Source organism: Paraburkholderia sp. JPY465, from assembly GCF_050436725.1.
Classification (GTDB): Bacteria; Pseudomonadota; Gammaproteobacteria; order Burkholderiales; family Burkholderiaceae; genus Paraburkholderia; species Paraburkholderia youngii.
Genome location: NZ_JBNDMT010000002.1, coordinates 507,507 through 520,179, shown reverse-complemented (window position 1 = coordinate 520,179; position 12,673 = coordinate 507,507). Strand labels below are relative to the sequence as shown.

The window sequence follows — 12,673 nt, the reverse complement described above, 5'->3', positions numbered from 1 at the left end:
TGCACCACCGGGCGTTGACGCCCTTGCACACCATTCGCGTGGAGCAGCCATGAACCTGTCGTTGACCGTGAAGTTCAATCTCGCCTTCCTCGTCGTGTTCGCCGCGGGATTCGCCGCGACCGGCTTCGTGGCCGACCGGGTGTTGCAGCAAAACGCGGTGCAGACGACCGTGCGCGACGCGAGCCTGATGATCGAAGCCGCCACCGCGGCGCAGAACTACACGTCCGAACAGGTGACGCCGCTGCTTGCCACGCAGATCAAATACGCGTTCGTGCCGCAGTCGATTCCCGCATATTCCGCGGTCGAAAGCCTGCTCGCGATCCAGAAGAAATTTCCGGGCTTCTCGTACAAGAGCGCGATGCTCGATCCGACCAACCCGCGCGACCGCGCCACGGACTGGGAGACCGATGTGATCCGGCGCCTGCACGACCACCCCGAACTGCCCGAACTGATTGGCGAACGCGCGACGCCGTCGGGCCCGAGTCTCTACATCGCGCGGCCGACCCGCATCGACTCGGCCGCGTGCCTCGAATGCCACAGCACGCCCAGCGCGGCGCCGCGCACAATGATCGACAAGTACGGGCCGGCCAACGGCTTCAACTGGCCTTTGCATGAAACGATCGGCGCGCAGGTCGTGTCCGTGCCGATGTCGCTGCCGCTGGGACAGGCGCACAGCGTGTGGCGCACGTTCATGCTGTCGTTCGCCGCGGTGTTTGGCTGCGTGCTGATCGCGCTGAACCTGATGGTGCATTTCCTCGTGACGAAGCGGCTCAAGGCTTTGTCGCGCGCGGCCGATGAAGTCAGCCTCGGCAAGCTCGACACCGCATCGTTTTCGACGCGCGGCGGCGACGAAATCGCGTCGCTCGCCGTGTCGTTCAACCGCATGAAAACGAGTCTCGTCGAAGCGCTGCGGATGCTGGGGGCGTAAGCTGGCGTGATCGGCCAGGCGCCCCTCGATCGGAACCCGCATGAGCAACGAAGCAACGCCTACTCGGATTGGCAAGTACCGGATCGACCGGGTGCTCGGCACGGGAGCCATGGGCGTCGTCTATCTCGGGTTCGATCCGCACCTGGAAAGACCGGTGGCGCTGAAGACCGTACGCCGTGAACTCCTCGCCAGCGAGGACAGTAGCGGCGACATGCTGCTGCGTTTTCGCAACGAGGCGCGCGCGGCCGGTCGGCTCGCGCATCCGAACATCGTCACGGTCCACGATTTCGGCGAAGACGGCGATACGGCCTACATCGTGATGGAGTACGTCGCCGGACATGGCCTCGATACCTTGCTGGCGCCCGGCCACCCGCTGCCGCTCTCGGACGCTTTTCACTGGCTTGCGCAATTGCTTGCCGCGCTCGCGTATGCGCATGAGGCGGGCGTCGTGCATCGCGACATCAAGCCCGCGAATCTGCTCGTCACGGCGGCGGGACTGCTGAAGGTCGCCGATTTTGGCGTCGCGCGCATCGGCTCATCGGCAACCTCGTCCGGGTGGATGATCGGCACGCCGAGCTACATGTCGCCCGAGCAGTTCGAGGGCGAATCGGTCGATGCGCGCGCGGACCTGTTCTCGGCCGGCGTCGTGCTGTACCGGATGCTGACCGGCCGTCAGCCATTCGTCGGCTCGCCGGCTACGATCAGGCAGAAGATCCTCAAAGATGCGCCGGCCCGGCCATCGGAAATCGTCTCCGCATTGCCGCCGGCGATCGACGCGATGCTCGCCAGGGCACTCGCGCGGCGGCCGGACGACCGCTTCGGTTCGGCCGCGGAATGGCTCGCGAGCTTGAGGTCGTTGGCCGTCTCACCCGCCGCGGCCGACGATGACCGGACTATCGTGGCGCCCTCCGCGTATTGGTCCGCGTCCGCTTCCTTGCCGGCGCACGCGACGGCTGGCGGCAACCCGCCGATGCCTGTGCCTTCGGCGCCGCGGAGCTGGTCGCCTGAGATGCTCGCGCGCATCGAACGCCAACTCGCGATCCACATGGGCCCGCTCGCGAGCCTGCTGGTGCGACGCGCGGCCACCCAGGCGAGCGACCTGCCGGCGCTCGGCGCGCAACTGGCGGCGGGGTTGCCCGACACGGCGCGGCTCGAATTCGAGCAGGCCTTCGCGCGGCTGACGGCGGGCTCGCCAGATATGTCGATGGTCGCGTCGTCATCGCCGGGCTCAGGCGTCGCGGCGGCTGCGGCGAAGGTATCGGCTGTCTCGCCCGCGAGCGCCGCAGGCACGTCACCGGGCAGTGCGATCGATCAGGCCAGCATCGATGCCGTCGCCGTTAAACTGGCCGTCTATGTGGGGCCGATCGCGAAGATGATCGCCAGTCGCGAGGCGCGGCATGCCGCAAGTTTCGACGAGTTCGTTCAACGGGTCGAAGCTTGCATCACCGACGCCGCGCAGCGCCGCCGATTCCGGCACGATCTCGATTCATCGGGTTAGCTTCACGACTCGAACGCTGGTACATCGAATGCAAAAAGGGGGATGATTTGAACCACAGTCTGCAGATGTTCGACCTGAGTGGGCGCCGCGCGCTCGTTACCGGATCGAGTACCGGTATCGGTTATGCGTTGGCGCAAGGGCTCGCGGGCGCCGGTGCCGAAGTCGTGCTGAACGGCCGCAATGAAGCGAGGCTGACTGAAGCGGTCAGCCGCCTGCGCGACCCGGGCGCGAAGGTGCACGGGCGATGTTTCGACGTGACTGCTCCGGACGCGGTGGACGCGGCGGTGGCGCAGATGGAAAGCGAGATCGGCTCGATCGATATTCTCGTGAACAACGCCGGCATGCAGCGGCGCGCGCCGCTCGAGCAGTTCTCCCATGCGCAATGGGAACAACTGATGAAGACCAATGTGGATAGCGTGTTTCTGGTCGGGCAGGCGGTCGCGCGGCACATGATCGCGCGTAGGCGCGGCAAGATCATCAATATCTGCTCGGTGCAAAGCGAACTCGGCCGGCCTAATATTGCCGCCTATACCGCGAGCAAAGGCGCCGTGAAAATGTTGACGAAAGGCATGGCGATCGATTGGGGCCAGTATGGCATTCAGGTCAATGGACTCGGCCCAGGCTACATCAGGACGGAACTGACCGACGCGCTGGTCAACGATGAAGCGTTTAGCAACTGGCTCGTCAATCGCACGCCTTCGCGGCGTTGGGGCGATGTGCAGGATCTGGTGGGCGCGGCGATCTTCCTCGCGAGCGGCGCGTCGGACTTCGTCAACGGTCATGTTCTTTATGTCGATGGTGGGGTGACGGCGACGCTTTGACAGGCTTCACTGCACGCAGGAAAACGGCGTGGCATGCGCCCGATCCAATTCGCGAATTTTTCTTTCTGACAATTGTTTGCATAAATTCGGAGCGCGCCGTATTGAGGCTGAGTTTGGGCTCGTCATAAGGTGGTGCGACCTCAGCTAAACGGGAGAGCACCGAATCCATGACGAGCAAACCGGCACCTCACCGCCCGCAGACGCCGCAACCTCCCGTCCTCAAGCAACTGGCCTTTGCCTTTCCCTTTCTGCGCAAGGCGCAAGGCAATGCCAGTGCATCCACCCGTTTCACCGACGAGCACGACATTTATCGCCTTCTTGCCACGAACGAGCCGTCCGGCTCGTATCTCGTCAGCCGCAAGGGCATGTGGCACGGTGGCCTCCACATCACGGAGGCGGGCGCGGGGCAGGCGCTCGACCTCGACGCGGGACTACGCTGCATCGCGGATGGTGTGCTGATCGCGTATCGCGCCAACCAGGACTATCCGGTCAGCGAGGCAAGCGTGGACGGCAGTAACGTGCCGCTTCGGGCTCCGTACAGCACGGGCTTTGCCCTGGTGCGGCACGAGATGGAGTTTCCGCGCGGCACGCAGCTGACGTTCTACAGCCTGTACATGCACCTGATGTCCAACGCTGACTATGACAACTTCCCGAAGCGGCAGAAACCGGCGTACTGGTCGCGGCAGTGGCAGGTGACGCAGTTTGCGCAGGACAGGCCACGGCCGGGTCGCAGTGGGCAGGTTGCGGATCCGTCGCAGGTGGGTCTGCCTGTGCGCAGGACGCCGAATGGCTCCATCGTTGGCATCGTGCCGCAGGGGGCAAGTGTCAGCATCGGCAAGACTGACACGGTGCATGGTGCAACGTGGGGCCAGCTAACGGACCTGAACGGAGCAACGCTGTATGCGCCCGAGGCGGGCGGCTACGTCGCAGCTTCCGCGGCGGTGGGCGGATGGATTTGCCTGGGCGCGCAGAATGGCGGGCCGGTCGCGAAAGAGCGCATGCCGGATTCGATGTTCGACCGGGTGATTGTCACGACCAACCGGACGTGCAGCGCGGGCGATCCGCAGGGGACAGCCGGTGGATTTCCCGTCAAGGCCGGTGACCTGATCGGCCACCCTGGCCGCTATGACTCGCTGAACGCATGTACGAGCGGAACGCGGCTGGCGCACATCGAGGTGTTCTGCGGCGAGGGCATCAGGCAGTTCATCAAGTCCGGACGCGACTGGGTTCGGGCCAACTGTGCGCACGAGGACCGGTGGAGCGAGCTGGGCCTGTCACCGGAGCCCACCATTGTGCGCGTGGCGCGTGGAACGACCCTCTACCATGACCATGCCAATGGGCAATCCGGCAAGGACCCGAAACAGACCGATGTGGTCCAGGCTTATCGATTTGCCGCGCTGCCGCAGGATGACGGTCACGTGTTCATGGAACAAGACCCAGGCAGCGACGGGACGAAACGGCGCTGGTGGAAGGTGGACAGCGCGGATGTGCGAGGCAACCCTATTCGCGGATGGGTACGTGAGCAGAGCTTCGAGGGCGGTCGCGTGACGCGGGAGTTTTCGCAAAGCTGGATCGACTTCGAGTGTTACGACGAGGACCACGATCCGACGCACACCATTTTTGCAACCACGGGCGACTATGTGGACTATGCGCTTGGCACTGAGGCATCCGGTGCGGGTTCACTTGGCAAGCTAAGCCCACTGATGGCCGCAATCTATCGCGTCCTGTATCCGGGCGGTGACGGTCTTTACGCGGCGGACGAGCTTTGCAGCGCGGGACAAAGCCCTCAGCGTTCCGGATTTCCGTGGGCCGCGTTTCGCGCATCGCGCCTCATCGCGAAACACGAAAGTGAATGGGCCAATCCGGCGAAGTGGCAGGCGCTGGTCAGTGCCATCGAAGAGCGCACCGGACACAGGCCTGAGCATGAAGAGGAGAAGAAGCGCATCGCGAAGCTGGTGTGGTGGGACGAGGTGGCGGCGGGCGTCCCTGGCTTCCCCGGATCGGATGTGTATCACATCAATCCGATCGGGCTGGTGGGGAATTTCCTTACATCGGAACGAAGGTTAACGGAGTTGATTCGAAAAATTGGCGACATCATTTCTGGGGGAGAAGGTGGATATGAGTCGTACAACACTGGAACAAACGGCGTTCATGGCGCAGTAGGCCATTCGTATATGACAAAGCCAAAGGGGACCGTTACCGGGAAAACAATAAACGAAATACTGGCGACAGAGCATTTCTCGTACATGAACCCTGCTCGATTTTATACAACGGGCAAGTACCAGACGATCATTCCGACTCTCCGAGAAGGAAAGGCCAGGCTGGGTCTAACGGGAGATGAGAAATATGACGAGGATGCGCAAGAGAGAATGTTCAGTGACTTCCTGATTTTTCATGCTGGCGGAGGTGTTTTGGCAAAGTTCATCGGGCAGGGCGTTGGAACTTTAGATGACGCTCAATATGCGGCATCTAAAGAATGGGCATCCATCGCGGCCCCCGCTGGCTGTCGAATAAAAGACGGAAGAATCTCTGATGGCTCGCTCTCCTACTATGAGGGAGCGAATAACCACGCGTATATGCCTTCCACCAATAGGCTTAGAAGCACTCTCGCTGAAATCTCTCAATCACGTTGATATAACATGAAAAATACCTTTCATTGTATTTTGTTGATCGCTACATGTGGCGCGACCGCTGTAACTTGTCATGCGAAGTCCTTGGCTGTCACGGCCAATCACCCATTTAGTCATGTGGAAATCGCTTATTCTCATAACGATTGCTCATATATGTACTCTCCTATCGATTTTTGTGGCGAGAGGCATGTTTCGGAAATGAAAGATGCAATTGAAAGGCGGACGGCAAATTTTAATGGTCACTACATCCTGTTAAACATAAAAGAGTGGCGCCCTTCGGAATACTACGGCGATAGTGTTGTTGTAATCGATGCGGAAAGTGGGATCGCATATCCGATGCCATTCGATTACTACGCTGGGAAGGTTAATATGATAAATTCAAAGATCTTGAAAAATCCAAAGCTGACTTTCTCCGCGGGCGGCAACAAGATATGCGTTGATGGCTCTATTTTGGTTTATCGATCGACTACAAACGGCCATTTTTGTTTCTATTTCGATGGACATAAATTTTCAGGATTTCAAACTGAATATATGAATTAATGGTCCACACCGAGCTCATAGTCAACGATCAAAACCGGATTGGAAATATTAAAGGATGGTCGAACAGGGTGGCGATTGCTTGCGCGTGAAAATATAAATGAAAAATTCCCCGTTTTGATAGTGCTGGGATGGGTGCTCGCTTTATCCTCCGCTCACGGGCCGAAGGGTACAACTTTTCCGGTGATTGGGAATTCATCGAGCACATCGCTGGCTCGAGCAAGCCGTACTCGACTTTCAAGATCAAACGAACGGAGGCAGCAGATGGCACTGTCATAGGATCATATTGTTTTATAACTCAGTCCGGAACCGGATCGACTGCAGCGCAGTCGGAATCGATAACCTCGAGGGACACACGTAAGCAAAGATGGCCAACACGCTGAGATCCACTTCGACTCATTTTTCGGTGCCAAGGGAGGTGTGGCGGACTTGACTTCCTTTGATGGACAGTTGACCTGGAAAATTAAGAAAAATCCGCTTGGTGATTTTTTCTATGGGCCTTACTCGGTGACGCTCAATCGGACACAGATCAACACACACCAAGGTCAACGTCAAGTGGTCGTCGACAAGGCCTATTTGTATTTCACGCCATCTACGACAACGGTTAAGCGATATTTAATTAAAGGGGGCTATGTGAAGATGATCGCTACATCGGATGATTTGAAATTTTGGAAGGTTCTCATCGGGTGATGATGTTTGATTGGACACCAATGTGGGGACCGTGAGCGCTACCGACAGAACTCATTTTGCGGGACACATCTCAGATTGAACCCGACAGCGCGTCGAAAGGTTGATTCAGTTATTCCAAGCGTGGCACGACCGACAGCCGAACTAAGACTTCCAGTGTAGTCGCTACTCGTGCAACACGAGCCGAATTGTCATCGCCGGCACGCCAGCGTGTCGTACTCGCTCGAACCGATGATGCGACGTGAGTCGAATCGGGAATAAGCACCGCATCTCGATGGTCTTGCAGGTAAGACTGACATCGGATGGGTGATCAAATGAACATGATCGACGATGCGGCGTTTGCCCCGCACGTGACGCACGACACCAGCGGGACGTTCGCATGACGTTGCGGACGCAGGCCGCTTTGCGGGGATTGCAACTCGGCTCCGGCGTGGTGTTGCTGGTCTATCTCTTTCTCCATCTGCTCAATCACGCGCTCGGAATCTGGTCGCTCGAACTGGCCGGACGCGGTCTGGTTCTGGCGCTGCGGCTCTGGCGCAGCGCGCCTGGAACGATCGCGTTATACGGAGCGGCCGCGCTGCATTTCGTGCTGGCGATGCGAACGATTTATGCCCGCCGTCACTGGGCATTGCCTCTGGCGGAATGGGTGCGTCTGTGGGCAGGACTCAGCCTGCCGCTGCTGCTGATCCGTCATGCTGTGACGACCCGGCTCGCGTCCACGCTCTATGGCTTCGAACCGGACTACGAGCGTGTCGTGATCCAGTTGCTGACGACCGGTACGCAGGGTTTGCAGCTTGCGCTGCTCGCGCCGGGATGGATACACGGATGCCTCGGACTATGGTTTCGCTTGCGTCACATGCGTTGGGCGCTTCGCATGAAGCCCGTGCTGTTGACATGGGTCATCGTGCTGCCATTGCTGTCCGCCGCAGGCTTTGTCCGGATGATGCGAGCGGTCGAAGCGAAGCGGGCGGTCCTTCCAACTCCCGATCCGAAACTGATTGCGCATCAGCTTGCATTGAACGCATGGCGTCACGATCTCGTGGCCTTGTATCTGTCTCTGATCGTCGGCGCGTTCGTCGCAGGTCAATTGCGCAATGGGATCGAACGTCGGAGATTGCGTGGTAGTTCTATTTAGAAAAGACCGGGAATATCCAACGAGAAAACTCCGTCTACCGGATGTGCATCGCGTAACACTCACGATCTGACGAGACGGTCCGAAGTGAATGCAGATGCGCGAATACATCCTCAGGTCAAAAGGAGTACATCATGAAATCCGATTCGTTGAATCAATACGCGGTTTCCCCGTTACTGAGCCTCATGATCGCCGGTGCGATGTTGATGGCGAGTTCCGCAAGCGCGGAGGCGCAAACTGTGTCGGAGCCCCAGCCTCATCAACTCACGCGTGCGGAGGTCATGCACGAACTCGAGGAACTGGAAGCGGCGGGATACAACCCGTCGATGGGCGATGATGGTTCGTATCCCGCCGATATTCAGGCAGCGGAAGCGAAGGTGGCTGCGATGCACCGAGCGGAAAGCGCCGCGGCGATGAGCTCGGGACAGAGCGGGCAAATGGTGGGCACGCATTGATAGCCTCGATATTAAAATCGGCAATGACGTTATTGCATCCATTGCATTGCCAGCATGAGGTCGGAATCGTATCTTCGTCTCCATATCACGGAGACATCTATGAAGATCGCATTCCTGGGAGCCGGCGCGTTGGGTTGCGCGATCGGCTCCGCGCTGACTGAAGGCGGCCATCAGACGTGGCTGGTCGACCGCTTCGCGGCGCACGTCGAGGCCATGCGCCGCGACGGCCTGCTAGTCGACGATGCCAACGGCTCCCGCCGCGTAAAAGTTTGTGCGACGATGAACCCCGCCGAAGTCGGGCCGGTGGACCTCGTCATCGTGCTGGTCAAGTCCTTCCACACCGATTCGGCAATGCGCGGCGCGCTCGATCTCGTCGGACCCGACACGCTCGTGTTGTCGCTGCAAAACGGCCTCGGCCATGAAGACGTGCTCAGCGAAATCGTCGGCCGGGAGCGCGTGCTGGCGGGCAAGACCTATGTGGGCGGCGTGCTGAAGGCGCCGGGGCACATCCAGTCGGGCGTGAACGGAAAGCTGACGATCGTCGGCGAACTCGATGGCCGGGTCACCGACCGGGTCCGCGCCATCGCCGACGCGTTCAACAGCGCGGGTCTGACGACCACGATCAGCGACAACATCCTCGGCACCATGTGGGACAAGTTGCTGATCAACGTCGCGACGGGCGCGATCACCGGCATCACCGGTCTGACGTATGGGCAACTGTACGAAGAGCCCGTTCTGAAAGCTACCGCGTTGGCGGCGATCGAAGAAGCGATGGCAGCCGCGAAGGCCGCCGGCATCCATCTTTCGATGACGAAAGCGGAACAAGCCTGGACGCTCGCGGCCGAAGGACTCTCGCCCGCGTTCAAGACCTCGATGCTGCAGAGCCTCGAAAAAGGCTCGATCACGGAAATCGACTTCATCAACGGAGCGGTCGTGCGCTGGGGCGAGCGCCTCGGCGTGCCGACGCCGGTCAATTCGACGCTCGTCGCGTGCATCAAGGGCATCGAGCGCGCGTTGACGGACCGTCAGCGAGAAGGAGCGACGGCATGAGCGGCGCGAAAGCCTATCTGGAGCACGTCGCCATCTGGGTGACGGATATTCACTGGCATACCCGCTTTTTCGAAGAAGTCTTCGGCATGACCATGCGCGAGGTGGATGGCACGCGCGACGAGCCGCGTCAGTACTGGACGCTCGGCGGACTGCAGTTCATCAGTGATCCGCGCTACGAAGGTCCCGAGGGCCGGCTCGCGCATCTCGGCGTGATGTGCGAGGACCTCGAGGCGTCGCTCGACGCGGCGCAAGCGTTCGGCGTCAGTGAAATGCCGCAGGGGCGCAACTGGCTGCGTCTGCCGGATGGACTCGCAGTCGAACTGATTCAGGCCAAACCCGCCACGTGCGTTGCGCAGGCGCTGGCGATCAATCCACGCGCGGAGGCGTAAAGCATGAGCACGATCATCGAAAAGTACTGGGACGACGCGAACGAGGGCGACGAGTGCGTGAGCCCGACCTATACCGTCACGAAAGAACGCATTCTCGCTTACGCCGATCTGACCGGCGATCACACGCCCGTGCATGTCGACGAGGAATATGCGAACGCGAGCCACTTCGGTTCGATCGTCGCGCACGGGCTGTTCGGCCTGTCGATCGCGGATGGGCTGAAGACGCAGAGCGACTATCGCTTTCTGCCCGGCATGTCGCTCGGCTGGACGTGGGATTTCCTGCTGCCGATCAAGGTCAACGACGTGCTTCACGTCAAGTTCCGCGTCGGCAATATGCGCGCGAGCAACAGCCGTCCGGACTGGGGCATCGTGGTGCTGCCGTCCGAACTGATCAATCAGGACGGCCAGGTCGTCCAGCGCGGCGAACATCGCCTGATGGTGCCGCGCCGTCCGGGAGCGAACTGATGCAAGCCCGCCCCCTCGAAGGTATTCGCGTCGTCGACTACAGCCACTTTCTTGCCGGTCCGTACGTGGGCCGCTGCCTCGCGGCGCTCGGCGCCGAAGTGATCAAGGTGGAGCGTCCCGGCAGCGGCGATGCCGGCCGGCAGCACGCGACCATCCTCGACGACCAGCAAAGCGCCTATTTCCTGCAACTGAACATGGGCAAGCGCGGCGTCAGCGTCGACATGAAAGATCCGCGCGGCAAGGAGTTCATGCAACGCCTGTGCGATTCGGCCGATGTGTTCATCGAAAACTACCGGCCCGGTGCGCTCGACAAGCTGGGCCTCGGCTATGCCGCGCTGTCCGAGCGCAATCCGGGTCTCGTTTACTGCTCGATTTCGGCGTACGGTCACACCGGACCCGACGCGCATCGCGCGGGCTTCGGTCTGATCGCCGAGGCGAAGAGCGGCATCATGCAGATGATCGGCAATCCGGGTGAACCGCCGCCGCTGATGCGCATCTCGCTCGGCGATATGTACACGGGCATTCACGCGGTCGCCGCGATCAACGCCGCCTTGCTCGGCCGCGTGAAGAGCGGTCGCGGCCAGCACATCGACATGGCGTTGTACGACACGTTGGTGTCGATGCACGAGTACGCGGTGCAGTGCTACACGATGCAAGGCGTGCTGCCCGAGCAGACGGGGCACGACATGCCGACGTCGACACTGTACGGCGTGTTCCGCGCGGCCGATGGCGATCTGGTGATCGCCGCGCAGGTCGACGATGCGTGGAAGCGGTTTGCTTCGCTCGTCGAACAGCACGGCGGTCCGGCCGGCTTCGGAACCGATGCGAGGTTCCACCGTCTGAACGGACGCAACGCCCATCGCGAAGAAATTCTCGCGGTCGTGAAGCCATGGGTTGCGGCGCGCCCGGTCGCCGACGTGCTGGCGCTGCTCGATGGCGTCGACGTGCCTTGCGCAAAAGTGCAGCGCATCGATGAAGTGCTCAACGATCCGCAGATCGTCGCGCGTGGCATGGTGATCGAGCAGGACCATCCGCGCTTCGGAAAGCTGCGCCTGCCTAACCTGCCGTTCCGCTTCTCCGACTGCGATACGTCTATCCGCGAAGTCGGCCCGGACCTGGGGCAGCACAACGCGGAAGTCGCGCAGTCGCTCGGATTCAGCGCCGCAGAAATCGACGCGATGCAGACCCAGGGCGTGCTGTTTTCGAAGAGGAGCGCGTGATGAGCGACCGATACGCGGTGATCGGCAATCCGATCGGCCACACGAAATCTCCGCTGATCCACGGTCTGTTTGCGCAGGAGACCGGACAGGACATCAGCTACTCGGCGATCGAAGGTCCGATCGAGCCCGCCGACGCTTTCGCCGAGACCGTCAAGACGTTCATCGCCGCGGGCGGCAGAGGCATGAACGTCACCGCACCATTCAAGCTGCAAGCGTTCGCGATTGCCGACGAGCGCAGCGAACGGGCCGCGCTCGCGGGCGCCGTGAACGCGCTGAAGTTCGAAAACGACCGGATCATTGCCGAGAACTTCGACGGCGTCGGTCTCGTGCGCGATATCGAAGTGAACCTCGCTCAGCCGATGGCGGGCAAGCGCGTGCTCGTGCTGGGTGCGGGTGGAGCGGTGCGTGGCGCGTTGCTGCCGTTTATCGCGGCGCGTCCGGCGCAACTGGTCGTCGTGAATCGCGATGTGCGCAAGGCCGAGGCGCTGGTCGCGCAAGTCGCGAGCAGCCGCCCATTGATCGCATGCGGCTACCGGGAACTCGATGGGATGGGGCAGTTCGACCTCGTCGTGAACGCGACATCGGCGAGCCTGACCGGTCAGTTGCCCGCCGTTCCCCCGGAGGTGTTCAGTCCAGCGGGAACCGCGTACGAACTCGCGTATGGAAAGGGACTCACGCCGTTCCTGCGGCTCGCGCGAAATGCGGGCGTGCAGGGCATCGCCGACGGCGTCGGCATGCTCGTCGAGCAGGCTGCGGAGGCGTTCGAGTGGTGGCGCGGCGTTCGACCGCAGACGCAAGCGATCATCGACCGCCTGACCGTTCCGCTCATTTGACGCATATGGGGGCGAGGAGGCCCACGGT

13 protein-coding genes are annotated in these 12,673 nt (G+C 61.0%); all 13 read left to right on the top strand.

Translation table 11 applies throughout. From position 1 onward, the window contains the following. The first annotated feature begins 49 nt into the window (after positions 1 to 49). The 13 genes from QFZ94_RS04520 to aroE all read left to right on the top strand — a co-directional run bounded on the left by QFZ94_RS04520 (position 50) and on the right by aroE (position 12,645). The gene (locus QFZ94_RS04520; RefSeq protein WP_368581734.1) at positions 50 to 928 is read left to right on the top strand and encodes a c-type heme family protein; all 879 of its coding nucleotides are present in this window, start codon (positions 50 to 52) and stop codon (positions 926 to 928) included. Between the two features lie 40 nt (positions 929 to 968). After that, positions 969 to 2,426: a serine/threonine-protein kinase gene (locus QFZ94_RS04515; protein WP_429455719.1), complete on the top strand. Its 1,458-nt coding sequence runs from the start codon at positions 969 to 971 to the stop codon at positions 2,424 to 2,426. A 65-nt stretch (positions 2,427 to 2,491) separates the two neighbouring features. Continuing rightward, a complete protein-coding gene (locus tag QFZ94_RS04510) occupies positions 2,492 to 3,247 on the top strand; it encodes a glucose 1-dehydrogenase (protein WP_429457703.1) in 756 nt (251 codons plus the stop codon). Positions 3,248 to 3,414: 167 nt separating this feature from the next. Continuing rightward, positions 3,415 to 5,880, top strand: a complete 2,466-nt coding sequence (locus tag QFZ94_RS04505; protein WP_429455718.1) for a glycoside hydrolase family 19 protein — start codon at positions 3,415 to 3,417, stop codon at positions 5,878 to 5,880. Positions 5,881 to 5,886: 6 nt separating this feature from the next. After that, positions 5,887 to 6,417 carry a hypothetical protein gene (locus QFZ94_RS04500; RefSeq protein WP_429455717.1) on the top strand — a complete coding sequence of 177 codons (531 nt, stop codon included), beginning with the start codon at positions 5,887 to 5,889 and terminating at the stop codon, positions 6,415 to 6,417. A 426-nt stretch (positions 6,418 to 6,843) separates the two neighbouring features. After that, positions 6,844 to 7,104 carry a hypothetical protein gene (locus QFZ94_RS04495; RefSeq protein WP_429455716.1) on the top strand — a complete coding sequence of 87 codons (261 nt, stop codon included), beginning with the start codon at positions 6,844 to 6,846 and terminating at the stop codon, positions 7,102 to 7,104. A 376-nt stretch (positions 7,105 to 7,480) separates the two neighbouring features. Continuing rightward, the gene (locus QFZ94_RS04490; protein WP_429455715.1) at positions 7,481 to 8,236 is read left to right on the top strand and encodes a hypothetical protein; all 756 of its coding nucleotides are present in this window, start codon (positions 7,481 to 7,483) and stop codon (positions 8,234 to 8,236) included. Positions 8,237 to 8,367: 131 nt separating this feature from the next. Continuing rightward, a complete protein-coding gene (locus tag QFZ94_RS04485) occupies positions 8,368 to 8,688 on the top strand; it encodes a DUF4148 domain-containing protein (RefSeq protein ID WP_429455714.1) in 321 nt (106 codons plus the stop codon). A gap of 99 nt (positions 8,689 to 8,787) precedes the next feature. Continuing rightward, a complete protein-coding gene (locus QFZ94_RS04480) occupies positions 8,788 to 9,738 on the top strand; it encodes a ketopantoate reductase family protein (RefSeq protein ID WP_429455713.1) in 951 nt (316 codons plus the stop codon). Further along, positions 9,735 to 10,127 carry a VOC family protein gene (locus QFZ94_RS04475; RefSeq protein ID WP_429455712.1) on the top strand — a complete coding sequence of 131 codons (393 nt, stop codon included), beginning with the start codon at positions 9,735 to 9,737 and terminating at the stop codon, positions 10,125 to 10,127. Before QFZ94_RS04480 ends, QFZ94_RS04475 begins: the two co-directional genes overlap by 4 nt. 3 nt (positions 10,128 to 10,130) lie before the next feature. Then, positions 10,131 to 10,592, top strand: a complete 462-nt coding sequence (locus QFZ94_RS04470; RefSeq protein ID WP_176120311.1) for a MaoC family dehydratase — start codon at positions 10,131 to 10,133, stop codon at positions 10,590 to 10,592. Beyond that, a complete protein-coding gene (locus QFZ94_RS04465; protein ID WP_368581740.1) occupies positions 10,592 to 11,812 on the top strand; it encodes a CaiB/BaiF CoA transferase family protein in 1,221 nt (406 codons plus the stop codon). Before QFZ94_RS04470 ends, QFZ94_RS04465 begins: the two co-directional genes overlap by 1 nt. After that, the gene (gene aroE / locus QFZ94_RS04460; protein WP_429455711.1) at positions 11,812 to 12,645 is read left to right on the top strand and encodes a shikimate dehydrogenase; all 834 of its coding nucleotides are present in this window, start codon (positions 11,812 to 11,814) and stop codon (positions 12,643 to 12,645) included. The genes QFZ94_RS04465 and aroE overlap by 1 nt, the downstream gene beginning before the upstream one ends. Positions 12,646 to 12,673 lie beyond the last annotated feature (28 nt).